This is a genomic window from Bacillus sp. FSL M8-0049 (genome assembly GCF_038593355.1).
Lineage (GTDB): Bacteria > Bacillota > Bacilli > Bacillales > Bacillaceae > Bacillus > Bacillus safensis.
The window spans coordinates 3,088,113-3,110,712 of record NZ_CP151986.1; the positions used below are offsets into that span (position 1 = coordinate 3,088,113).

General features: G+C 42.7%; 26 protein-coding genes. 5 read left to right on the forward strand and 21 right to left on the reverse strand.

What is annotated here, in order from left to right:
• Positions 1-5 precede the first annotated feature (5 nt).
• From hisIE to NSU13_RS16055, 8 genes are read right to left on the reverse strand one after another with little or no spacing between them, the layout of a single operon-like run.
• The gene (hisIE, locus tag NSU13_RS16020; RefSeq protein WP_041115607.1) at positions 6-635 is read right to left on the reverse strand and encodes a bifunctional phosphoribosyl-AMP cyclohydrolase/phosphoribosyl-ATP diphosphatase HisIE; all 630 of its coding nucleotides are present in this window, start codon (positions 633-635) and stop codon (positions 6-8) included.
• Positions 632-1,390 carry an imidazole glycerol phosphate synthase subunit HisF gene (hisF, locus tag NSU13_RS16025; RefSeq protein WP_070326053.1) on the reverse strand — a complete coding sequence of 253 codons (759 nt, stop codon included), beginning with the start codon at positions 1,388-1,390 and terminating at the stop codon, positions 632-634. The genes hisIE and hisF overlap by 4 nt, the downstream gene beginning before the upstream one ends.
• Complete coding sequence (gene hisA / locus NSU13_RS16030; RefSeq protein ID WP_034281035.1) at positions 1,387-2,124, reverse strand: 1-(5-phosphoribosyl)-5-[(5-phosphoribosylamino)methylideneamino]imidazole-4-carboxamide isomerase; 738 nt, start codon at positions 2,122-2,124, stop codon at positions 1,387-1,389. Before hisA ends, hisF begins: the two co-directional genes overlap by 4 nt.
• On the reverse strand, positions 2,121-2,759 hold the full coding sequence (hisH, locus tag NSU13_RS16035) for an imidazole glycerol phosphate synthase subunit HisH (protein WP_041115605.1): 639 nt from the start codon (positions 2,757-2,759) through the stop codon (positions 2,121-2,123). Before hisH ends, hisA begins: the two co-directional genes overlap by 4 nt.
• Positions 2,759-3,343 carry an imidazoleglycerol-phosphate dehydratase HisB gene (gene hisB / locus NSU13_RS16040; protein WP_041115604.1) on the reverse strand — a complete coding sequence of 195 codons (585 nt, stop codon included), beginning with the start codon at positions 3,341-3,343 and terminating at the stop codon, positions 2,759-2,761. The genes hisH and hisB overlap by 1 nt, the downstream gene beginning before the upstream one ends.
• Complete coding sequence (hisD, locus tag NSU13_RS16045) at positions 3,343-4,629, reverse strand: histidinol dehydrogenase (RefSeq protein ID WP_342489627.1); 1,287 nt, start codon at positions 4,627-4,629, stop codon at positions 3,343-3,345. Before hisD ends, hisB begins: the two co-directional genes overlap by 1 nt.
• Entirely contained in the window at positions 4,626-5,273 is a 648-nt protein-coding gene (gene hisG / locus NSU13_RS16050; protein WP_034281039.1) for an ATP phosphoribosyltransferase, read from the reverse strand. The genes hisD and hisG overlap by 4 nt, the downstream gene beginning before the upstream one ends.
• Complete coding sequence (locus NSU13_RS16055) at positions 5,266-6,441, reverse strand: ATP phosphoribosyltransferase regulatory subunit (RefSeq protein WP_034281040.1); 1,176 nt, start codon at positions 6,439-6,441, stop codon at positions 5,266-5,268. Before NSU13_RS16055 ends, hisG begins: the two co-directional genes overlap by 8 nt.
• Positions 6,442-6,674: 233 nt before the next feature.
• On the opposite strand from NSU13_RS16055, the gene NSU13_RS16060 reads away from it, so the two are divergent.
• Positions 6,675-7,463, forward strand: coding sequence for a C39 family peptidase (locus NSU13_RS16060; RefSeq protein WP_034281042.1), 789 nt, complete (start codon positions 6,675-6,677; stop codon positions 7,461-7,463).
• A gap of 41 nt (positions 7,464-7,504) precedes the next feature.
• Here the strand turns inward: NSU13_RS16060 and NSU13_RS16065 are convergent, their stop codons facing one another.
• From NSU13_RS16065 to hprK, 8 genes are all read right to left on the reverse strand, one after another.
• On the reverse strand, positions 7,505-8,137 hold the full coding sequence (locus NSU13_RS16065) for a DsbA family protein (protein WP_342489628.1): 633 nt from the start codon (positions 8,135-8,137) through the stop codon (positions 7,505-7,507).
• 45 nt (positions 8,138-8,182) lie between these two features.
• On the reverse strand, positions 8,183-8,824 hold the full coding sequence (locus NSU13_RS16070) for an NAD(P)-dependent oxidoreductase (RefSeq protein ID WP_061110127.1): 642 nt from the start codon (positions 8,822-8,824) through the stop codon (positions 8,183-8,185).
• An 87-nt stretch (positions 8,825-8,911) separates the two neighbouring features.
• On the reverse strand, positions 8,912-9,340 hold the full coding sequence (locus tag NSU13_RS16075) for an Rrf2 family transcriptional regulator (protein WP_024423567.1): 429 nt from the start codon (positions 9,338-9,340) through the stop codon (positions 8,912-8,914).
• Positions 9,341-9,409: 69 nt separating this feature from the next.
• The gene (locus NSU13_RS16080; protein ID WP_024423568.1) at positions 9,410-9,928 is read right to left on the reverse strand and encodes an acyltransferase; all 519 of its coding nucleotides are present in this window, start codon (positions 9,926-9,928) and stop codon (positions 9,410-9,412) included.
• A gap of 1 nt (position 9,929) precedes the next feature.
• Entirely contained in the window at positions 9,930-10,580 is a 651-nt protein-coding gene (gene ppaX / locus NSU13_RS16085) for a pyrophosphatase PpaX (protein ID WP_024423569.1), read from the reverse strand.
• Positions 10,577-11,521: a nucleoside recognition domain-containing protein gene (locus tag NSU13_RS16090; protein ID WP_070326061.1), complete on the reverse strand. Its 945-nt coding sequence runs from the start codon at positions 11,519-11,521 to the stop codon at positions 10,577-10,579. The genes ppaX and NSU13_RS16090 overlap by 4 nt, the downstream gene beginning before the upstream one ends.
• A 19-nt stretch (positions 11,522-11,540) precedes the next feature.
• The gene (gene lgt, locus NSU13_RS16095) at positions 11,541-12,365 is read right to left on the reverse strand and encodes a prolipoprotein diacylglyceryl transferase (protein ID WP_061110129.1); all 825 of its coding nucleotides are present in this window, start codon (positions 12,363-12,365) and stop codon (positions 11,541-11,543) included.
• Between the two features lie 11 nt (positions 12,366-12,376).
• Entirely contained in the window at positions 12,377-13,309 is a 933-nt protein-coding gene (gene hprK / locus NSU13_RS16100) for an HPr(Ser) kinase/phosphatase (RefSeq protein WP_024423572.1), read from the reverse strand.
• A gap of 177 nt (positions 13,310-13,486) precedes the next feature.
• Here hprK and nagA point away from each other — a divergent pair, with 177 nt between their 5' ends.
• Genes nagA through NSU13_RS16115 form a run of 3 tightly spaced genes read left to right on the forward strand, consistent with a single transcriptional unit; the run spans position 13,487 to position 16,146 of the window.
• A complete protein-coding gene (gene nagA / locus NSU13_RS16105; RefSeq protein WP_061110130.1) occupies positions 13,487-14,680 on the forward strand; it encodes an N-acetylglucosamine-6-phosphate deacetylase in 1,194 nt (397 codons plus the stop codon).
• Positions 14,677-15,402, forward strand: coding sequence for a glucosamine-6-phosphate deaminase (nagB, locus tag NSU13_RS16110; protein ID WP_061110131.1), 726 nt, complete (start codon positions 14,677-14,679; stop codon positions 15,400-15,402). Before nagA ends, nagB begins: the two co-directional genes overlap by 4 nt.
• Before the next feature lie 18 nt (positions 15,403-15,420).
• Positions 15,421-16,146 (forward strand): GntR family transcriptional regulator, encoded by a 726-nt coding sequence (locus NSU13_RS16115; protein WP_061110132.1) that lies wholly within the window; start codon positions 15,421-15,423, stop codon positions 16,144-16,146.
• 30 nt (positions 16,147-16,176) lie between these two features.
• Here the strand turns inward: NSU13_RS16115 and NSU13_RS16120 are convergent, their stop codons facing one another.
• The 5 genes from NSU13_RS16120 to NSU13_RS16140 form a co-directional block, all read right to left on the reverse strand.
• Positions 16,177-20,031, reverse strand: a complete 3,855-nt coding sequence (locus NSU13_RS16120; protein ID WP_342489629.1) for a metallophosphoesterase — start codon at positions 20,029-20,031, stop codon at positions 16,177-16,179.
• 94 nt (positions 20,032-20,125) lie between these two features.
• Positions 20,126-20,512, reverse strand: coding sequence for a phage holin family protein (locus NSU13_RS16125; RefSeq protein ID WP_024423577.1), 387 nt, complete (start codon positions 20,510-20,512; stop codon positions 20,126-20,128).
• On the reverse strand, positions 20,513-20,707 hold the full coding sequence (locus NSU13_RS16130; RefSeq protein ID WP_024423578.1) for a PspC domain-containing protein: 195 nt from the start codon (positions 20,705-20,707) through the stop codon (positions 20,513-20,515).
• A gap of 6 nt (positions 20,708-20,713) precedes the next feature.
• On the reverse strand, positions 20,714-21,805 hold the full coding sequence (locus NSU13_RS16135) for a DUF4097 domain-containing protein (protein WP_342489630.1): 1,092 nt from the start codon (positions 21,803-21,805) through the stop codon (positions 20,714-20,716).
• An 11-nt stretch (positions 21,806-21,816) separates the two neighbouring features.
• Complete coding sequence (locus tag NSU13_RS16140; protein WP_081124890.1) at positions 21,817-22,152, reverse strand: DUF4870 domain-containing protein; 336 nt, start codon at positions 22,150-22,152, stop codon at positions 21,817-21,819.
• A gap of 197 nt (positions 22,153-22,349) precedes the next feature.
• On the opposite strand from NSU13_RS16140, the gene NSU13_RS16145 reads away from it, so the two are divergent.
• Positions 22,350-22,580, forward strand: a complete 231-nt coding sequence (locus NSU13_RS16145) for a hypothetical protein (protein ID WP_034281058.1) — start codon at positions 22,350-22,352, stop codon at positions 22,578-22,580.
• Positions 22,581-22,600: the final 20 nt, after the last annotated feature.

Below are 22,600 nucleotides of genomic sequence, written 5' to 3' on the forward strand. Positions count from 1 at the left end.
GCTTTTCATTCACCTTGATGACGTTTTTTTAATACCTTTAATACATCATCAAGCGGCAATTGCTGTTCGCGTAATAATACAAGAAGATGATAGAGGAGGTCAGCAGTTTCCCATTTCAATTCTTCTTGATCCCGGTTTTTCGCTGCAATGATCACCTCGGATGCTTCTTCCCCTACCTTTTTCAGGATTTTATCAACCCCTTTTTCAAATAGATAGGTTGTATAAGCCCCTTCTGGCATTTCCGCCTGACGCTTTGCAATGACCTGTTCAAGTTCATTTAATATCGCAAAACGATCCTGCTCTTCGCTTTGGCGCTTCACGCCTTCTTCCGAAAAACAGCTATAGCTGCCAGTATGGCAGGCTGGGCCGCTTGGCGCGACAAGGACAAGCAGAGCGTCCTTGTCACAGTCATATCGAATAGAAATCACTTGCTGGGTATGTCCCGAGGTGGCGCCTTTGTGCCAAAGCTCGTTTCTCGACCGGCTATAAAACCATGTTTCACCTGTCTCCAGCGTTTTTTCATAGGATTCTTGATTCATATACGCAAGCGTCAATACTTCCTTACTTTGAGCATCCTGTACAATCGCAGGAATCAGGCCTGCCTCATTAAAGGTTAATTCATTTGCCTGTTTCATCTGACCTTCACCCCGTGTTCTCTCAAATATGTCTTCACCTCATGAATGGAGGTTTCTTTATAATGGAAAATAGATGCTGCTAATGCTGCATCAGCTTCTCCTTTTGTAAAGGCCTCGAGCATATGCTGGGCATTGCCAGCGCCGCCAGAAGCAATAACTGGCACATTGACTGCCTCTGATACAAGCTTTGTCAATCGATGATCAAAGCCTGTCTTTTCACCATCGGCATCCATACTTGTCAGCAAAATCTCTCCTGCCCCTCTTTGCACAGCTTCCTTCGCCCAGTCGCTGACCTCTAAATCTGTTTGACGGCGTCCTCCGTGTGTATAGACCATGTATGCTTTTTTCTCTTCATCGTATTTTGCATCAATTGCAACAACGATACACTGGGAGCCAAAAAAGTCAGCACCTTCTGAAATCAGTTCCGGCCTTAACACAGCTGCTGTGTTGACAGATACTTTATCTGCACCCGCTCTTAATATACGCTTCATGTCATCAAGGTGGTTAATCCCGCCTCCCACCGTAAATGGTATCGCAAGAGTGGACGCGACTTGTTTGACCACATCCACCATCGTTTTCCGGCCTTCATGAGAAGCGGAAATATCAAGGAAGACAAGTTCATCCGCCCCTTCCTCATCATAGGTCTGCGCTAATTCGACCGGATCACCAGCATCCTTTAAGCCTAGGAATTGCACCCCTTTGACAACACGCCCTTCCTTCACATCAAGACATGGGATGATTCGTTTTGTCATCATATGCGGTCAAGCCCTTCAAATGCTTCTGCTAAAGTAAACTGCTTTGTGTAAAGTGCTTTTCCAACGATCGCACCAGACACACCAGACTGTTTTTGCGCTGACAGCTTTTGAAGATCAGCTACTGCGCTGACACCACCTGAAGCAATCACTTGTTTGCCGGTTGCTTCTGCTAAGCGAACCGTGCTTTCTACATTGGGACCAGACAGCATGCCATCCATTTGAATATCGGTGAAAATAAAGACCTCTGCGCCTTCCTTTGCCAATTCCCTGCCGAGTTCCTCTGCCTTCACTTTAGACGTTTCAAGCCATCCTTCAGTCGATACAAAGCCATTTCGCGCATCAATCCCAATTGCGATTTTCTCTCCATATTGCGCCAGCATTTTTTTCACAAAGACTGGGTTCGAAACAGCTGAGCTGCCGAGAATCACTCTATCTACGCCGCTCTTTAAATAAAAGGCAACGTCTTCTTCCGACCGAATACCGCCGCCGATTTGTACCTTCACATCTAAGGAGGAAGCAATCGCCAGCACATGCTCATGATTGACACGTTTCCCTGCTTTTGCACCATCTAGATCGACAAGATGAATCCATTTAGCTCCTTCTTTTACAAATTGCGCGGCCATGTCGAGCGGTGAATCTCCATAAATGGTTTCTTGATCATAATCTCCTTGCACAAGACGTACACATTTGCCATTTCTCATATCAATCGCTGGATATAATGTAAACTCACTCATTTGTTCACCCTCTGTTCGTTTGCTAATTGAATAAATTGTTTGAGCAGCGCCATTCCCGTTGTACTGCTTTTTTCAGGGTGAAACTGTGCTCCAAGCACATTTCCCTTGCCAACAACAGCTGGTACTTGAACACCATAGTCCGCGCTTGCTAATTGCTCATCTGGATTCATATCACTCACATAATAAGAGTGAACAAAATACGCAAATCCTTCTGGCACACCGTCAAACAATGGGGCGGGCTGATGAAACGTGAGCTCATTCCACCCCATATGAGGTACCTTTAGCCTTTGCCCGTCCTGATCACGATCCTTTAAAAGAACGACACGCCCTTTTAACAGACCCAATCCTTTTGTGTGTCCTGCCTCTTCGCTTTCTTCAAATAACAGCTGCATGCCAAGGCAAATGCCGAATAACAGCTTTCCTTCCTCTACGACTTGATGGATAAACGCCTCAAGTCCAGTCTCTTTTAACAGCTGCATTGCATCATGAAACGAACCGACCCCAGGCAAAATATAAGCATCTGCTTTTTTCAGCTCCTCTACATCAGAGGAGACGATATAGCGGGCACCTGCTCGTTCCAGTGCTTTTGATACGCTGAACAAATTTCCCATTCCGTAATCAATGACTCCGATCATTAGAGCATCCCCTTTGTTGAAGGAATTCCTTTCACACGTGGATCAATGGTTGTTGCTTCATCTAAGGCACGTGCCATCGCTTTAAAAATGGCTTCAATTATATGATGTGTATTGGTTCCGTAGTGAACAATGACATGAAGGTTGATCCGGGCTTCAAGTGCAAATTTCCACAGAAACTCATGCACTAGCTCTGTATCAAAGGTACCAACCTTTTGACTTGGAAAGGCCGCTCTCATTTCCAAATGAGGACGATTGCTTAAGTCGACCACGACCTGGGCAAGTGTTTCATCCATCGGAACAAAGCTTGATCCATACCGCTTAATTCCCTTTTTATCGCCTAACGCTTCCTTAAACATTTGCCCAAGTACAATGCCGATATCTTCTGTTGTGTGGTGATCATCAACATCCGTATCTCCTTTCGCATCGACGGTCAAATTAAAGTGTCCATGCTTCGTAAATAAATCGAGCATGTGCGTCATAAAAGGGACATCTGTTTGAATATCCGCTTTTCCTTCTCCATCAATTTCTAGCGCTAATGAAATGTTCGTTTCATTAGTTTTTCTCGATGTTTTCGCCTGTCTCATTACGATTCCTCCCGCTTTCTCGCTTCAATCGACCTTGCATGTGCTTCAAGCCCTTCTAATCTGGCAAAAGCCGCAATGCTTTCCCGGTGTGTTTCAAAGGCTTCTTGACTATATGAAATAATGCTCGTTTTCTTTTGAAAATCAGTCACACCAAGCGGACTGGAGAATCGAGCTGTTCCGTTTGTTGGCAGCACATGATTCGGTCCTGCAAAATAATCGCCCACCGGCTCTGGACTATAGCGTCCCAAGAAAATTGCGCCAGCATGCTTGATTTGACCAAGAAGTGCTTCTGGGTATGCTGTCAGCACCTCTAAGTGCTCTGGTGCTAATTGATTGATGACGTCTACTGCACGATCGATTGATTCTGTCACGTAAATACGGCCATGATCTTGTATAGATTTTGCTGCGATTGATTTTCTCGGTAAACTATCAAGCTGCTTTCTTACTTCAGCCTGCACGCTTTCAGCAAGTGTCTTAGACGGTGTCACCAAAATACTAGATGCCAGCGCATCATGCTCTGCCTGCGAAAGTAAATCCGCCGCTACCTCATGCGCGACTGCTGTTTCGTCTGCTAGAACTGCAATTTCACTTGGACCTGCAATCATATCAATATCTACCTGACCAAATACTTCCCGCTTTGCCAGTGCGACATAAATGTTGCCTGGACCTGTGATTTTATCAACAGGCTTGATGCCTTCCGTTCCATAGGCAAGTGCCGCAACCGCCTGTGCACCGCCCATTTTATACATTTCAGAAATACCAAGCTCCTTCGCCGCAGCTAAGACAGCGTCAGAGAGACGGCCATCTTTCCCAGGGGGAGTCACAAGTACGATTCGTTCAACGCCTGCGACTAGCGCAGGGATCACATTCATTAATACAGATGATGGATAGGCAGCTGTTCCACCGGGGACATACACACCTACCGCATCAAGCGGTGTTACTTTTTGACCAAGCATTGAACCATCCTTTTGGTGATAAAACCAAGAAGAGGTCAGCTGGCGCTCGTGGTATGTGCGAATATGCTTGATAGCCGTTTGGATAATCAGAATCATCTCTTTGTCCAAGCGGTCACAGGCTTTTGTCATTTCCTCCTCTGTAACAAGTGGATCTTCAATCAATACCCCGTCAAATTGCTTTGTAAAAGACCGTACAGCTTCATCACCATTTGTTCTCACTTCTTGTATAATGCGCTGAACAGCCTGACGCTGCTCTTCTGTTCCTGTATCTAAAGACCGTTTGAGTGAGAGAGTATCTGTCTCACCTTCTTGTATGCAGGTGATGTTCATGATGATTCCTCCCCTTCTCCTTCAATGATTCTTGCAAGACGCTGCGCCATTTCATCGATCACCTTATCCTTCATCCTATAGCTCACAGGATTCACAATAAAACGTGACGTGATATCACAAATATGCTCCGTTTCCACAAGGCCATTTTCCTTTAGTGTTTGACCTGTGGAGACAATGTCCACAATGCGATCGGCAAGCCCAATGAGCGGTGCTAATTCAATGGAACCATTCAGCTTAATGATCTCCACCTGCTCCCCTTGCTCTCTAAAATAGGACGATGCAACATTTGGGTACTTTGTCGCCACACGCGGTGCGACACCCCCCCAGCTCGCTCCTGGCAAGCCAGCAACAGCTAAATGACATTTACTGATGTTTAAATCGAGCACTTCGTACACATCACGAGCTTCTTCAAGCATGACATCCTTCCCTGCAATGCCAACATCCGCCACGCCGTGCTCTACGTAGGTGGTCACATCCATTGGCTTGGCTAAAATAAAGCGGAGGTTTTCTTCTGGTACATCAATGATTAATTTTCTTGAATCCTCGAATTCCTCTGGCAGCTGGTACCCCGCCTGTCTTAACAGCCCTGCTGCTTCTTCAAATATCCGGCCCTTTGGCATCGCCATCGTCAACACTTTACCCATTTTGCTCTTCCTTTCTAGCGCCGATAAAATAAGTCACCTGCTCAAATGCCTTGGTCATCGCGTCAATATTTTCAATCCCCGCTAAGTCTTGCAGGACGATCTTTTTCCCTTTTGACCGCTCCTTTTCTGCAAAAGCAAAAGCTTCCAGTCTTTGTTCTTTGCTAAAAATCACAGCCTCCTGCGGCTCAACAATTTCTTTTGCATCGAGCGCTTCAAGAAGACGGTCTAGTCGAAGTCCGAACCCTGTAGCTGGTGCAGGTGCATCAAAATGAGCAAGCAATTGATCATATCTCCCGCCGCTTCCGATGACCGACCCAACATGATCTGCAAATACTTCAAACAAAATACCCGTATAATAGCTCATATGACTCACCATGCTTAAATCTAAACGGATATATTCTGTACAGCCGTAATCTTCAAGTGTCTCCCAAAGCGACTTTAACTGTGCGAGCACTTCTTTTCCTTCTTGTGAAACGACGATTTCCTCTGCCCGCCCTATAACCTCTTGGCCGCCTCTTAACTCTAAAAGCTGTAACAGCCTCGTTTTATCGATGGAGGAGAGCGGTAATTGTTTCACATGCTGACGGTATCCCACATAATTCTTTTCATATAAGAAGCGGCGAAGGACATTTGCACGCTCTGTATTTCCGAGTACATCGACAAATAACGTCTCTGCTAAAGCGACATGCCCGATCGCAATTTTGAAGGACCTTAGCCCGGCATTTTTTAAGGCAAATACGGCAAGCGCGATGACTTCAGCATCTGCACTAATCGAACCATCACCAATCAATTCAATTCCGACCTGCTCAAATTCTGACGGCCTTCCGCCTTCTCTTTCCTGCGCCCGGAACACGTTGGCTGCATACCCAACACGAAGCGGATACGCCTGCTGGTGAAGCTTGGAAGCCGCCACTCTTGCAATCGGACCCGTCATATCAGGTCTCAGTACAAGGGTTTGCCCGTTTTGATCAAGCAGCTTAAAGAGCTGTGTATCTGTAATCGCCGATTGAACACCGACTGTATCGTAAAATTCAAGCGTTGGTGTCTCCATCAAACGGAAACCCCAACCAGTCATGACCTCTGTTAAAGAATGTCTCACTTTTTTCTTCGTCTCATACAATCCAGGTAATGAATCTCGCATACCATATGGTTTTTCAAACATAAACATGTTCTTCCGCACCTCCAACACATTAAAACAAAAAATTCCGAATCCTTTAGTTCGCTAATATGATAATATGCTAACAAAATAAAGCGATTAAATCAATCATTTTTATTTCCCCCTATTTTCATCAACATATTCTGGAATTATTACATTCAAGTGACACCTGTGCCTTTTCTGTATGTTCGAAGAAAGAACGTGCTATAATACTTAAAAATATTGAATAACACAGGAGATTAACAGTGAAGTTCATCCAGACATTCATCTTAACTTTGTTGTGCGCATGTCTTGTTTATTTCGGCTTTATATACGTTTCGCAAATCGATCAAGTCAAGAAAACAGCTTCGCCGCAAAAAGCAGCAAAAGAAAACGATACGGCACTTGCAGCTGAAGAAACTCGTTCAACGAAAAAAGCAGAAACCACACATCATTCATTAAAAGGAAGCAAAAAAGCCATGGACGTCATCCTCTACAATCAAATGGATGCGCCAAGGCTTTATAACGGATGCGAAGTCACGAGCTTAGCGATGCTGCTTCATTACAGCGGCTATGAGCATGTAACGAAAAACAAGTTGGCAAATGAAGTAAAACGAGTTCCGCTCAATTATGAAAATGGCTTAAAAGGAGACCCTCATGACGGGTTTGTAGGCGATATGGAGAATGGGCCGGGTCTTGGTGTTTACCACGAACCGATTTATCAGCTTGCGAAAAAATATGCAGGCGATCAAGTTGTCGACTTAACCGGAAAGCCTGTTAAAAAGGCCATCTATCAATCACTTGAAAAGGGCTATCCTGTCTGGGTGATTACGACATCCACCTTTGACAAAACAGATAACATCGAAACTTGGAATACACCGAATGGCAAAATAAATGTAAGCTTTAATATGCATAGCGTGGTCATCACAGGCTATGACAAGGAGCATGTCTACTTGAATAACCCCTATGGAGAAAAGAATCAAAAAGTCGACCGTGATCAGTTTGAAGATTCTTGGGAACAGATGGGCAGTCAGGCGATTATCATTAAAGCGTAAAAAAACAACCTCTATCCGCATAGAGGTTGTTTTTGAATGATTTATTTTTCTAATAATTCCTTCAGGCGGTCTTCAAGCTTTTCAGCTGTCATCGCACCTCCGCCCAGGCTGAAGTATTCTTCCCCTCTTTTTAATAAAAGTGTAGGATAGCCGTTCACCTGAAGTTGATGAACCTTCGCAAAGTCGGCATACGCATCATTCATCGCTTCTTTTGTTTTCATGCGTTCTATAACTGCGTCAGGATCAAGATGATGCGCCAAAGCGATCTCCCGATACGTTTCTTCATCGCTCAGGCTTTTTCCGTCTTGATAAAAAGCCTTTTGCATCGATGAAGCCAAGTGCAATGCGCGCTCAGGTGCGATGGATCTTAATGCAGAAAAACCAATGGCCGCAGCCTCAGAGTCTAAAAGAAACGTTCCGTTTGCTAGCAGCTCCTGATAACGTTCACCAAACTCGACACCAGTCAGCTGACGAATACGCTGATTTGCTTCTGAAATGTGTGGATAATCCTTTATTGGAAGACTTCTTTCCCCTACAAATAAACCACCCGACACAAGTGTTAATGATATCTCCGGATGATTTTCATGCAAAGTGCGGATACTGTTTGAAAATCCATAACACCAGCCACAATATGCATCCCATACATAGATGAAAGACAATTCTTGCTCATTCATACGTTAGACTCCCCATTTATCATTTTTAGGCGGTCATGAAACTGCTTATTCAGCTTCAGATACAACGGTAAAACGTTCTCCAACATGGGCTGCCTGCTCCACCTCATCAACCAGCGCAATGGCGTAGTCAGCATAGCTCACATAGCTGTCACCTTTAGAATTGACAATCAGATGGTCTTTCCCTTTCACGTAAGAACCTGTACGTTTGCCAGCTGGATTAAAGAATGCAGCTGGACTGAGGAAGGTCCATTTTAATCCCTCTGTCTGTTGAAGATCTTTTAGGTTTTCTCCTTGCTGTGAAGCCGTAGCAGCATATTCTTTAGGAAACTCTGGTGTGTCCACTAGTCTTGTTGTTTTCGCCTCATCTACAAATAGACTTCCTGCTCCGCCCACAACGATCAAACGAGTCTCAGGTGCCTCTTTTAAAATATCGATCAGCTTTTTCCCAGCTTCTACGTGCAGGTGCTCTTTTCCAGCAGGTGCGCCAAATGCATTTACAATCACATCAAAGCCTTTGATGTCTTCTGCTTGCAAGTGAAACACATCCTTCTCAAGAACAGCTAGTGATGAATCTGTCACCTTTTGTGCATCTCGGACGATCGCCGTTACTTCATGTCCTCTTGATTGAGCCTCTTTCACAATTTCTTGTCCTGCTTTACCTGTTGCGCCAATAATTCCAATTTTCATGTTAACTCCTCCTGCAATATGGTTTTATGTTGATAAAGAAAGGTGTAACTAATATGGTTACAACAGAGGTAAAAAAAATTGAATAGATCATCCAATTTTTTTGATTAGCACATGCGTTAGTTCACTTAATTTGATCTCAGCAAGTACTTGCTCCATCGCACTTTGAGCGCGGCATAAAATTAATTCAAGCACCGCTTGAATATTTGCACCGATCGGACAGTCAGGATTTGGGCTTTCATGAATTTGAAACAATTCTCCCTCATCCACGACTTCAACCGCTTTATACACATCGAGCAGTGTGATGTCGTCTTCACTGCGGTTCAGCTGAGAACCACCTTTGCCAAGACTCGTTGAGATTAGGCCTGCTTTTTTTAATTTACTCATAATGCGGCGGATGACCACTGGGTTTGTATTCACACTTCCTGCGATATCCTCCGATGTCTGTAATGATCCTTTTTCAAGTGATAGCAAGGCCAGAATATGGACAGCGACAGTAAATCTGCTGCTGATTTTCATGTTTTCTCACCTCTGTTGTAATCATTATAGTTACACCATGTCACATTGTCAACAAAAAAGTCTGCCGAGCTACTCAGCAGACGTAGATTGACGTGCTTCCATTTCTTCTTTCGTATAAATCATGCGCATTGGGTTTCCTCCAACAAATGAGCCTGCTGGCACATCCTTATGAACAAGTGTACCAGCCGATACGATCGCACCATCCCCAATGGTCACACCAGGTAAAATAGTTGAATTAGCTCCAATTAAAACTTCATCACCAATATAGACTTCCCCAAGTCTGTACTCTTTAATCAAATACTCATGGGACAAGATGGTCGTATTATAGCCGATCACACTATTTCGACCGACAGTGATTTTCTCAGGAAACATCAGATCAACCATCACCATTAAGGCGAACGCCGTATCCTCGCCGACCTTCATACGAAGAAAGGTTCGGTATATCCAATTTTTCATTCCCATAAAAGGCGTGTACCTTGCCATTTGAATAAAAATGAAGTTTTTCACCACTTTGAAAAAGGGAACTGTCCGATAGACTTGCCGCAGTGAATTGACCCCTTTTACAGGATAACGATCTGTTTTTCTCAACTTAATCAGCTCCAACAATCGCCAGGAGATCACTCATTTTCTTCAGCATGAAATCAGGGCGATGCTTTAAAAGCGCCTCTTCTCCCTTAATAGACCAAGCAACACCTGCCGTTTTTGTCCCTGCCGCTTGACCAGACAAAATATCGTGATAATTATCACCGACCATCACCGCTTCATGCGGATCACTGCCAAGCTTTGATAATGCCAGCTGAACAGGCTCCGGATGCGGCTTCTCATTTTGCACATCATCGAGCGTCACAATGACCTCAAAGAACGGCTCTAAACCGGTCAGCTTCAATCCCATTAAAACCGTATCCCGTATCTTCGTTGTGACAATACCGAGCTTAAATCCTCGATCCTGCAGGACTTTCAATGTGTCTATAACGGTCTCATATTCAGTCACAAGCAGATCATGCTGCTTATGATTAAACGTGCGGTACATCTGAATCATATCATCCGTCAAATCAGGGTCCATCGCAGAGAATGTATCAAACAAGGACGGACCAATGAAATGAAGAATATCCTCACGGCTGTACTGACCAGGGTAATAATGATCCAGCGTATGCTGAAATGAAGCAATAATTAATTCATTTGTATTGATTAATGTGCCATCTAAATCAAATAGCACTGTGTTGATCGTCGATTCGTTCATATGGCTTCCTTTCTAACAGCTGCAAGTTCCCGCTTCCGCCAAATATAGCTAATAGCAGCTGTCAATAAAATTGCAGAAATCAGGCGGATGACAAGAAGCGGCCATACTGGAATACCAAGTGGTATAAAAATCAGCGTATCTTCGACCACCGCATGGCAGGCAACGAGGAAAATAAAGGCAAGAGTTAAGTCCTTTTTACTCACACCGTCCTCTTCCACTGCCTTCATCATCACGCCGGCTCCGTACGCCAGACCAATCGTTAATCCAGCCACCATCGTCATAGATGTATTTTCTTTCATTCCAAGCATTCTAGTAAAAGGTGACAGCCACTTAGACAGTGTATGAAGCCACCCTAAATCTCTCATGAATTGAATGATGATCATGAGAGGGATGACGATACAGGCGAGCTGGAGCACACCGAGTACAGCTTTTTGTAAAGCAAGAAGGACGATCATGTACCAGCTGGAAGGCACATCAGCCGCCTGAGCTGCCGTCAGTAGTCCATATTGCGCCGGCTCCTCGCCTCCCTGCCAAACGAGATGAATGACAATAGCCGAAATAACAGCAAGACTGATTCTGACCAACAAAATCACAGACACTCTCAGTCCAACCTTTGCTGCCACTGTCGATTCGATGATCAGGTTATGGCAAAAGGACAGCATCACTGCCAAAATAAACACTTCCTTCACAGGAAGCTCTAATGTCAAAATGGCTGCAATCCCCGCATACAAGTTCAGCATATTTCCTAATACAAGCGGAATAGCCGCTTCTCCCGAAAGACCAAACACCCCCATAAATGGCCGAATGAATTGTATGATCCAACCCATTACAGGCGTATGCTGCAAGATACTGACGAGAATGGTAACTGGAAAGATGACTTTGCCAAGTGTCCAAGTTGTCGATAGCCCTGCCTTCAAGCCGTTTTTCCATGTCTCTCCCATCTCTTATGATCCCCCCTGCTTAATTCGATGAGTTGTTCTCTTTATACGGAATCGATGCGTATCCTTTCATTCTTCTAAAGAAAATCAGTAGAACAGCCACTACGAATATCGCAATCGAAATCATCTGTGCGATTCGAAGATGCTCTGTCAGCATTAAACTGTCTGTTCTCATCCCTTCTATGAAGAAACGGCCGATTGAATACCAAATTAAATAAGACAAGAAGATTTCGCCTCTGCGCAGCGATGTTCTGCGTAGTAAAATCAATATGACAACACCGGCAAGATTCCATAATGATTCGTATAAGAACGTCGGGTGATAATAGGTCCCATCAATATACATTTGATTAATGATAAACTCAGGCAGATGCAAATTTTCTAAAAAGGTTCTTGAAACCGCCTCACCGTGCGCTTCTTGGTTAATAAAGTTCCCCCAGCGCCCAATTGCCTGCGCTAGTAAAATACTAGGTGCTGCGACGTCAGCTATTTTCCAAAAGGATACCTTTCTCACTTTTGTAAAAACGATGGCTGTCAGCACGGCACCGATCAGCCCGCCGTGAATCGCAATTCCACCATTCCAAATTTTAATGATTTCGTTTGGGTGCTGCTGATAGTAATCCCATTCGAAGGATACATAATAAATTCGTGCACAAATAATCGCTATTGGAATGGCAAATAAGATTAAGTCAATAAACATATCTTTATCGATTCCTCTTTTTTCACATTCTCTCAGTGCGAGCCAGAGTCCAAGCAAGGCCCCGACCCCAATAATCACACCATACCAATGAACCGAAATAGGTCCAAGCTGAAAAGCAATCGGATCAATTGGCTGAATTGCTTCGTTCATATAGTCAACTCCTATTCATCCTGGCCATTGTCTTCAATGACATCGGCAAGTTTACTTGTAAATTGTTCTGCTGCATTATGTCCCATACGTTTCAGCCTGAAGTTCATCGCAGCCACCTCAATGATGACAGCTAAGTTTCGACCTGGCCGTACAGGGATCGTCAGCTTCGGCACATCTGTATCGATGATGCGCATTTTCTCTTCTTCAAGTCCTAAACGATCATACTGTTTGCCTTGTTCCCAAAGCTCAAGGTTCATTACAATCGTAATTCTCTTATAGCTTCTAACAGCGCCTGCTCCAAATAAGGTCATCACATTAATAATACCTAACCCGCGGATTTCCAAAAGATGTTCAATCAGCTCTGGTGCGCTCCCGACTAATGTATCCTGATCCTCTTGACGGATTTCCACGCAATCGTCTGCGACCAGCCGATGTCCCCTCTTCACTAATTCTAAGGCTGTTTCACTTTTTCCAACTCCGCTTTTCCCAATTAATAATACACCTACACCATATACATCTACGAGCACACCATGAATAGCAGTCGTTGGTGCAAGCTTACTTTCTAAAAAGTTGGTCAATCGACTCGAAAGTCTTGTCGTTTTTAGGCTAGATCGTAAAACGGGCACGCCATTTTCATTTGATGCTTCGATTAATTCCTTCGGGACATCACGATCTCGTGACAAAATAATGGCAGGGGTAATATCTGTACAAAGAGACATCATTCTCTGCTTTCGTTCGCGTTCTGGGAGCTGTTCAAAAAAAGAAAGCTCTGTTTTCCCTAAAAGTTGAACTCTTTCTTTTGGGTAATATGTAAAATAACCAGCCATTTCAATACCTGGTCTGGAAAGATCACTGATTGTAATGGGACGATTAATCCCTTCTTCCCCACTTACCAGTTCAAGATGAAATTGTTCCATTATGTCCTTCGTACGAACTTTCGGCACGCTTCTTCCTCCTTTTATCACAGGCGATTCAGAAATACAGCTCTATTTTATCACTTTCAATGATGAACCCAAAACAGTATTTTATCCTGTTCCTGTTTGACCGCCCTAACTGGTATAGACAACTATACTTAAAAAGAGTAAACTTAAAGTAAAGATAACGAATAAGGGGGCTCAAACATGAGCGGTTCTTTATTGCTCTCCAATATTCATATTGTGACAAAGACAAAGATCATTGAAAACGGTTTTGTCGGTTTACGCGATGGCAAGATTGACTATATTTCAACATCTCCACCGACAGGAAATTATGAAAAAGTATATATTTCCCGGGAAAACTTTTATTTACTCCCTGGAATGATTGATATTCACATCCATGGCGGATATGGTGCAGACATGATGGATGCGACAGCAGAAGCAATGAATACACTCGCTGACAACCTTCCGTCCGAAGGAACGACAAGTTTTTTAGCGACAACCATCACACAAAACCATCATGAGATTGAGCAGGCACTTAAAAATGTCGCTCAGTGGAAACAAAGTAATGAAGAACAAGCAGGAAGTCAGGCACAATGTATAGGAATCCACCTAGAAGGTCCATTTATTTCTAAAGATAAGGCAGGGGCACAGCCTGTTCAATGGATTAAACAGCCCGATATTCCGCTTTTTAAAAAATGGCTGGATGCTTCTGAACAGCTCATTCGAATTGTCACGTTTGCGCCTGAGGAAGACACAGATTTTGCTTTCCTTTCCATGTTACAGGAAATGAACATGATCCCTTCTATTGGACATACGAATGCCCATCATGACATGATGAATTTAGCAGCTAAGCATGGTGCACGCCATGTAACACACCTTTATAATGCACTGAGTTCGTTTCAGCATCGTGAACCGAATGCTGTAGGTGCTGCTCTTACGAATGAGAACCTTTATACCGAGCTGATCACAGATGGGATTCACTCCCACCCTCTTTCCATCAAGCTTGCGTATTTGGCAAAAGGAAGTGATCGTTTGATCATGATCACAGACTCAATGCGTGCAAAAGGTCTTGGGAATGGAACATACGAATTTGGCGGTCAGACGGTCACAGTCAGCGGCGAAAAAGCATTGCTGGACGATGGGACACTTGCAGGATCAATTTTGCGAATGAAAGATGGCGTCAAACGGATGAAACAGCTCACAAATTGTGAATGGACAGAGATTGCGAAGATGACCTCAACTAATGCAGCCGCTCAACTGGGTCTTGACCAACAGCTCGGTTCCATCGAAATTGGAAAAATAGCAGATTTGGTGATTTGGGATGAATCTGGTGAACTGATCATGACGATCTGCCATGGACAAATCGTCTTTGAAAAAAAGGAGGCCAACCACTCATGAACATCATCGAATTTGAAAGCAAAGATCAATTAGGAAAAGAAGCAGCTGCCATTATTGCAAGGACAATAGCTGCTAAACCCGATGCCGTACTCGGCCTAGCAACGGGCGGTACACCTATTGAAACTTACAAAGAGTTAATTCAACTTCATCAAGAGAATCAACTGTCTTTCAAGCAAACAAAAACAATCAATTTAGATGAATATGCAGGACTCAATCCAGAACACGAAAATAGTTATATGACCTACATGAAACGTCATTTATTTGACCATATTGATCTCCCTCAAGATCAGTATTTTCTTCCAAATGGCAAAGCAGCTCATTTAGAAAAGGAATGCTTAAGATATGACCAGCTCATTGAGGATGTAGGCGGCATCGATCTTCAGCTCCTTGGAATCGGTCAAAATGGGCATATCGGTTTTAACGAACCAGGTACCCCTTTCAACTCAAAGACTCATGTCGTGCAGTTAGATGAAAACACGAGACAGGCTAACGCAAGATTCTTTTCTTCTATTGATGAGGTACCTACACATGCCATCACAATGGGAATCGCGAGCATTCTTTCAAGTAAAAAGATTCTCCTTCTTGCTTCGGGAAAATCAAAAGCGAAAGTGATACAATATTTAGAACAGGCAGAGATTCATCCGGACTTCCCAGCGTCTGCACTGAAACTTCATGAAGATGTAACGGTTATGATTGATCGAGAAGCTGGATCACTACGCTAAAAACGAGAGGATTTTCACATGTTTATTGATAAGCAGTCACCTATTCCGATGTACCATCAGATTATGGAGAACTTGAAAAAGCAGATTGAGGATGGAACATTAGCACCTGATACACTCATTCCTTCTGAAAGAGAATATGCCGAACGCTTTGGTATTAGTCGAATGACTGTCAGACAAGCCTTATCGAATCTTGTGAACGAAGGATATTTGTATCGTCAAAAAGGAAAAGGCACCTTTGTTAGCCGGAAAAAATTTGAACAGCCGCTTCAAGGCTTAACAAGCTTTTCAGAGGATATGCGCCAGCGTGGGCTCAAAGCATCAAGCCAGCTAATTGACTTTAAAAAAACCGCATGTCCAGAGCACTTGCTGCCCGTCTTACAGCTGACTAATAGTGATGCTGTATTTGAACTAAAACGGATACGCCTTGCAAATGATGAACCGATGGCGATTGAAACGAGCTATATACCTGAAAGATTTGCAGGAGATTTAACAAAGGAACATTTAACTGGCTCTTTATATGAATATATTGAAACTCACACTGGCCATGTCATTGCTCATGCCAAACAGGAGCTTGAAGCCAATGTTGCCTCAAAGGAAGAAGCACACTTGCTGTCTATTCTAGCAGGAGACCCTGTGCTGTCCATAACAAGAACGACTTTTTTTCAACAAGACATTCCATTTGAGTATGTTGTTTCCGTTTATAGAGGGGATCGTTACAAGCTCATTCATACAATGGAAAGATAAACAGTGCCCCTGACACGGAGCACTGTTTTTTTATTTCCTAAGAAATTTTATTTCGTCATCATCTTTTGTATGAATTTTCCATATTGGTGAAATGGCTTTTCCTTGAAAACGATCTTTTGCTACAGTGTACCAATAATAATCTTCATTTGGCTTTAAGCCCTTCCACTCAAAGCTTGCTTTTTTGCCGCTTTTTATGCCTCGAGCCTCTCCTAGAAGAACATTCGTATACACATTGAGTTCAAAATAATTGGTTTTGACAGATTTCATTTTCGGTGTCAAATCCACATCGATTGAAAATTCATCTTGATCTCCATACGTTTTAGGATCATAAAAATGCTCTTGATTCAAGTAAGGTGAGTATGTCGTAAAGTGAAGCTGATTTTTTTCTTGATCGGCTGTTATCACCCTCATAAACCCTTGACCACCTTCAGGTCCTGACTGATAATCGGCGAGTATTTGATATACTTTCCTGTCTACTTTTCCATCATGGTCATCATCAAGCTCATCTACTTTCCTGCTTGCTCCATGATAATGGCCGCTAAATACGGCCACAATATTAGGATGGCGTTTCACCACTTGGTGGAAGATGAGGTCGCCAATCGGGCTTCGGTTGCCGCTCACTAACAAATACTCATGGAAATTTAAAATGACGATACGATCTGGATGCTCAGAAATGACACGGTTTAACCAATCAATTTCATCTTGCTTAATCCCCCAGCCCATGTACACCATCATATAATCATTGCCGCCGGCAGAGATGAGATCATAATGACCTTTATTGTTTCGATAGGATTCACCATAGTAAGGCTTATCCGCAAAGCGTTTTTCCCCGAAATATTTTCCGTATTCCGCATATAAACCATCCTTGTGTCTAACATCATGATTTCCTGCTAAAACACCATAGGGAATGTGATTCTCATCTAATACACGCATAAACGTATCAGCACGGTGCCATTGCTTATCCTTTGAATCATCCACAATATCGCCTGTATGGAACACATATTGAATGTTTAATTTTTCCCTTTGATCTCTGATCCATTCGACCATTTGTTTAAAGATATGAGGATAGCTCTTTGCATAATATTGAGTATCAGACATCCATATCATCTTATATGGCTTTTGCGATTTGCTGATTTCATCCTGTACTAGCAAATCAAACGTTTGATTCTTCATGTACTGTCTGACTGACAGCAGCCCTTTCAGGTAAAATTCCTTTTGATCCTTGGCAAAGTGATGAGTGATTTTATCCCACTTTTCCTGCTGGTGATTCCACGCGTACATTGTCACCTTTCTCCCTGACAAGGAACTCCCTTTCCATACAGCTTCGACGACATCCTTTTCACGTACATCATGATGAACCTTAATTTGAAAACGATGATAAGGAAAGCGCTGTAAATCCTTCGTTTCAACTGACTTCCCATCAACAAATGCAATGCGGTTCCTTTCTTGATCAGAAAAAATCATTTCTCCTTTTTGGAGATAACTCTTAGGCGGTTCTGTCTCTGCTGCATACTTAAAAATCTTCATTAAAGGATGCAGCGATGTATATTGATAGGCACGATAAAAAGAGTAATCTAACTTATCATTCGTTGGATCCTTGGTTAGCACAGTTTGTTTTGATGATTTCATTTTCGTCTTATCTGCCACCCGCTCTGGTGTTTCAGGATGCTCATGTACCGTCTTGAACTCTTTTTTCAACGTCGACATGTTCCCGGCAGCGTCTTTTGCTTTAATTGTAAACGTGTGCTTTCCAGGCTTTAATTCACTAGAGGACGTCTGATATGGCAAAGAAACTGGTTTGCCATCTACATATGCCTTCAACTCCTCTATGTCACTCCAGCGATCCGTTACTTTTGCTTTTAATGTAAAGGCGCCTTTATATTGATCCTTTGCTTGTACGTTGGTCTTAATTCTCGGCCCAGTGTTATCAACTTTCACACGTACTGAAGCGTGCTCGTCTGAGGTTTTGGCCTCAATCAGGTGCGGCCCTTCTTTCAGCCTTTTTGTGTCCCACTTTATATAGGTTGAAACATACGCCTCTTTCGGAATCTCAAATTGAAACGTTCTCACCTTTTTTGCGTTCCCGCTGTCTCCCATTCTCCATTCTTTTAGCGGCTTCGCATTGATTGGCGGAATTTGTGTTCCATTTGATAAGATCATCCTGACGTTTTTCAATTCAAAATCATCATGATTCTCTCCAGGCAGCCGGTCCACCGGAGAAGACTTTGTACCAGCGTGAAAAGAGATCGTTTGGAGACCTGCCTTTTTTATCTCTTCTTCGGGTATTGGCATTGTATAGGTACGGTACACTTTTGTCGAATCATCAAAAATAGAAAGTAAACGCCTACCTATAGACACACCATTTTTAAAATATAAATTTGTTCCTTTGACATCAAATGCGATATATGGATCTGCTTCAAGGGCAGAGGATACTTGCTGATTCCGTTTTCCATCTATCCGTAATTCGATGCTTTTTTTCTGATCAGACGTTGCCTTTAATGAAAATAAACCTGATACCGTATCTCCCTCTTCTACATTGAATCGCAGACCGTGGGCTTTACTGACCTGCTCCACATCAATCGTTTTTTTCAACGTCTTGGCTTCATTTTCGCCGTCTGACGCTTCAAGCTGATATTCCAATTGTTCTTTCCCAATCAACTCAGGTGAATAAATAATATGATGAAATAACCGGTCATTATGGTCTTTTTGCAGCAGTATTTCCTTAAACGGATCTTTTCGATTCGTTCGATAGCGCAGCTTGACGGTTTTTACAGCCTGATCATCTTGGACATCTGCTTTAATCTCTACACTTTCAGTGGGTTTCACCGGTTTCCTTACCGTCATATCTTCAATCACAGGTTTATGGATATCTTGAGAAATTTCCTTTTTTTCAGTTGGAATTTGTGCTTTTAGCACTTTACCTGGAGTGGGTTCTTCCTCAATTTTCGAAATCAGCTTCGTCTGCGTAGTACCATCCATTGGATACTTAAACAGCAAGGATTTATGCTCACTAAACCATGATGGCTTCAAACGAAATGCGGCAGAAGAAATCTCTTCACCTATATTTGTTGTGATCGAAACAAGACGAGATTTTGAGTTGGACAGCCCTTTGCTCTCGATAATGGATAGATGCTCGCCCTCTTTTAATTGGCTTTTGTACATGGCATTAAAGTCCGCTGCCGTTAAATGCTCCTGCCCTTTTTTTCTCAGCCAGAATACATAAGGTTTTCCAGGTGAAATGGTGACTGGATTTGTGTGAAAGGAATATACATCATCCATTTCAATTCCCTGTGCAGGATTGCGGTAGCGGAGCTGATAATGTTTAAGAGAGATAGGCGCCTGTGTCGTGTTATACACTTCGATAAACTCAAAAGCATCTTTGCCTTTTCGGTTTTTTGAATTGACGACAATTTCTGTGATGAATAAGTCCGGAATATGTGAAAGATCTTCTTCAAATCCATTTAAATGAACCGATTTCTCTGCCGTTTTGATGACTGATTTTTGCGTTAGGAACTCTGTATAGTAACGAACGGTTGGATTCCATAATTGATCTGGCGGAATTTTCGCTGTAAATTCTGGCTTCATCCCTGGCAGCCGTTCCATTGGAATCAAGCGGTACCCCAGTTCATCACTTTGTTTATAATACAAGTTCGCAGACAAAATCTGTTCTTGGTCACTAATGGACGCACGAAACTGTAGATCATGGCTTTTTCCTAGAACCGGGCGGACGTCCACATGAAATTGGTCAAAGTTAAAAGGCGAAAAAGGCTTGTCCGGTACATTCACTTCTGTTTGAAGAAAAGGTCCTGCTGAAGCAGGCTGACTGAAACAAAAAAGAATGATAAAAAAACATAAAAGCATGATTTGTCTGCTCACGTTCACCATCTTGCACCGCCTCCCTTCGGATATTGTGTCTCCTGAAGGTCGTTTTTATGTCAGATGGAACGGAGAAACGATGCAAATTTGCACAAAAAAACCGTTAGCTTTTTTTCGCTAACGGCTCTACAATTCCTTTTTGTATCAACAGATGGAAAATGGATAAAATGACAGCCATCCAAATGGCCGTTCCGAATCCATCAATGTTAAAGCTATCTCCCATAAAGCTCGATGTCATCATGAGTGTAATCGCATTGATGACAAATAAGAACAATCCTAGTGAAAGAACGGTCACTGGAAGCGTTAAAATGATCAAAAACGGCTTCACTAAAATATTGAGCAAGGACAAAATGATACTTGCCACAATGGCTGCGCCAAAACCTTCAATATACACGCTCCCGAGTCCAGGCAGAATGCCCGAATCAAAATATCCAGCAATGACGATTAAAAGTAATGCATTTACTAAAATACTGACGATCCATCTAAGCATTTATTTAGTGCCTTCTTCCGGAACAACAAAATACCAGATGAAGTAGATCAGGAAGATCGGCATAAATGCTGTCAAAAATCCGATGATGACGGTTAAAATGCGAAGCAGGGATGCATCCACACTTAAATATTCTGCAAGTCCACCAACAACACCCGCTATTTTTTTATCTGTTGCTGAACGATAAAGCTTCTTCATGTAGAATCACTCCTTGTCTGATTGGTGCTTTACTTGTATTGAGCCTGTTTTTGTTTCTGCAAAAATGGATATACTGTGCACCGCTTGTTGATTGGCTTTGATCATTTTCTCTTTTTGTAATGTTTCATTTTTCTCTTTAATCATCTCTGCATCAAGTAAATCGTGAGAGATAGACCCGAGATTGCTTTTCAGCTCAGCGGTCACTGCACAAGCACGCGGGATTTGAACGTCCACACTGCCTGTTGTCGTTTTCGCATAGATGGAACGGCACTTTTCATCTGACAGCTGAACAGCAATATTTCCATTAAAGCTTTGGGCATCAATTGATTCACTTTTCCCACGCAGGTCTATGAGCCCATTGATGGTTTCTACTTCAATCATACCACACTCATGATCTGCCAGTTTGATTTGTCCGTTTGCTGTTTCAATTCCGACTTTTTCTGCTTGTAACGAAGCAAAAGAGACAACCCCATTTGTCGTTTTCGCGGCAAGTTCTTTTGTCTTTAGCTTTTCCCCGCGAATCGGTCCATTAAACAGCTTGACCTTAATCTTATCGTATTGGATACGAGGTACGTATAATGTAACATTGACTTTCATCGTCTTCTTTTCGGTTCGAATAAAAAATTTATCTCCTTCAAGCCCGCAGTCCAATTGATTGAGAAATTGCTGTCTTGCCTGCTCTCCATCCTCTGCACGGTAGATTTTCGCATGGCACTCAGCTCGAATATCTCGATCGTCCCAAGGCATCACGTTGAGACTGCCGTTCGCCAATTGAATATCTAAATGAGAAAGCGATGCATCTTTGAACTGAAAAATGTGCTCAACATCAACGGACTGTCCAAAGTTCAAATCAAGATCCACGTCTTTTACCTTTTTCACCGCAGAATCTAACCAGCCAAACAGCTTTGCACCAAGATTTTCGGTGCCATTTCCTTTGCTATCTGCTCCAGCTTTTTCTTCATGAAAGGTGTGCTCAGCTGTAGACTTTTCTAATGAGACTGACTGACTTTCTTCTAGTTTTTCCAGCAGCGTAATTGCTTCTTTTGCTGATAATATCCCGTCTTCTACTAATTTTAAAATTCGTTCTTTTTCATTCATACAAAGCCCTCCTAAGATTTGATGGATTGAAGTACTTTAATACCTTGAATGATATTCCAAATGACAGAGATCAAAAAGCCAATAACTACTAAAAAAGACAAGATGAACACCGTCATGACTGGAATGAGCGAGTCGCCTGCCTGTGTCGCCAATAAAAATGGGATAGACCCAAAAACCAACAGAATGCACGCTGCGACTGGCAAAAGATGTGACCATAATGCCCGCATCGCGTGCCGCTTCGTTTCCTTTTGATCTACTACAAAAAACGCCACGATCGGTACGATAAACGGCATAAACAATACACTAAAATAACAAATAGAAGCAATAATCGACTGATCTCTATTCATATATATTCGCTCCTTCATAACGAAAATTCCTTTCTAACTCATACGTTTATTGCGTATAAAAAGTTTCAAAATCATTCGATTTACATATGACCTTAGACACAAATTATTTCTTTTTGCACCTAAGAGTAGATTCTTCACAGATTACCCTTTAAAATATGTTGAAAAGATGGTGATTATCATTATAGGGGGTAATTATTTTGACAGATCATCATAATTCAAACCACACGGCTCAAACGCTTTTAGACCTTATACAGAAACAGAAAAGCATGAACAGCGATATGATCAAGGAGCTTGAGACCATTCATCCGTCTCATCCAAAGTATGGTGATATCCGTTATTTAAAGGTACTGCTCGACAGCAGCAGCACCCATATTTTAAAGGATTTAACGCACCTCAGTAATTTAATGCCGAAGGAAGATGTGCAATAAAAGAAAACCCCTCTTATCGA

Bases quoted from the DNA above. Each gene is read 5' to 3' on its own strand.
- hisIE (WP_041115607.1), bottom strand. From the start codon at position 635: ATGAAACAGGCAAATGAATTAACCTTTAATGAGGCAGGCCTGATTCCT.
- hisF (WP_070326053.1), bottom strand. From the start codon at position 1,390: ATGATGACAAAACGAATCATCCCATGTCTTGATGTGAAGGAAGGGCGT.
- hisA (WP_034281035.1), bottom strand. From the start codon at position 2,124: ATGAGTGAGTTTACATTATATCCAGCGATTGATATGAGAAATGGCAAA.
- hisH (WP_041115605.1), bottom strand. From the start codon at position 2,759: ATGATCGGAGTCATTGATTACGGAATGGGAAATTTGTTCAGCGTATCA.
- hisB (WP_041115604.1), bottom strand. From the start codon at position 3,343: ATGAGACAGGCGAAAACATCGAGAAAAACTAATGAAACGAACATTTCA.
- hisD (WP_342489627.1), bottom strand. From the start codon at position 4,629: ATGAACATCACCTGCATACAAGAAGGTGAGACAGATACTCTCTCACTC.
- hisG (WP_034281039.1), bottom strand. From the start codon at position 5,273: ATGGGTAAAGTGTTGACGATGGCGATGCCAAAGGGCCGGATATTTGAA.
- NSU13_RS16055 (WP_034281040.1), bottom strand. From the start codon at position 6,441: ATGTTTATGTTTGAAAAACCATATGGTATGCGAGATTCATTACCTGGA.
- NSU13_RS16065 (WP_342489628.1), bottom strand. From the start codon at position 8,137: ATGAATGAGCAAGAATTGTCTTTCATCTATGTATGGGATGCATATTGT.
- NSU13_RS16070 (WP_061110127.1), bottom strand. From the start codon at position 8,824: ATGAAAATTGGAATTATTGGCGCAACAGGTAAAGCAGGACAAGAAATT.
- NSU13_RS16075 (WP_024423567.1), bottom strand. From the start codon at position 9,340: ATGAAAATCAGCAGCAGATTTACTGTCGCTGTCCATATTCTGGCCTTG.
- ppaX (WP_024423569.1), bottom strand. From the start codon at position 10,580: ATGAACGAATCGACGATCAACACAGTGCTATTTGATTTAGATGGCACA.
- NSU13_RS16090 (WP_070326061.1), bottom strand. From the start codon at position 11,521: ATGGGAGAGACATGGAAAAACGGCTTGAAGGCAGGGCTATCGACAACT.
- lgt (WP_061110129.1), bottom strand. From the start codon at position 12,365: ATGAACGAAGCAATTCAGCCAATTGATCCGATTGCTTTTCAGCTTGGA.
- nagA (WP_061110130.1), top strand. From the start codon at position 13,487: ATGAGCGGTTCTTTATTGCTCTCCAATATTCATATTGTGACAAAGACA.
- nagB (WP_061110131.1), top strand. From the start codon at position 14,677: ATGAACATCATCGAATTTGAAAGCAAAGATCAATTAGGAAAAGAAGCA.
- NSU13_RS16115 (WP_061110132.1), top strand. From the start codon at position 15,421: ATGTTTATTGATAAGCAGTCACCTATTCCGATGTACCATCAGATTATG.
- NSU13_RS16120 (WP_342489629.1), bottom strand. From the start codon at position 20,031: ATGGTGAACGTGAGCAGACAAATCATGCTTTTATGTTTTTTTATCATT.
- NSU13_RS16125 (WP_024423577.1), bottom strand. From the start codon at position 20,512: ATGCTTAGATGGATCGTCAGTATTTTAGTAAATGCATTACTTTTAATC.
- NSU13_RS16130 (WP_024423578.1), bottom strand. From the start codon at position 20,707: ATGAAGAAGCTTTATCGTTCAGCAACAGATAAAAAAATAGCGGGTGTT.
- NSU13_RS16135 (WP_342489630.1), bottom strand. From the start codon at position 21,805: ATGAATGAAAAAGAACGAATTTTAAAATTAGTAGAAGACGGGATATTA.
- NSU13_RS16140 (WP_081124890.1), bottom strand. From the start codon at position 22,152: ATGAATAGAGATCAGTCGATTATTGCTTCTATTTGTTATTTTAGTGTA.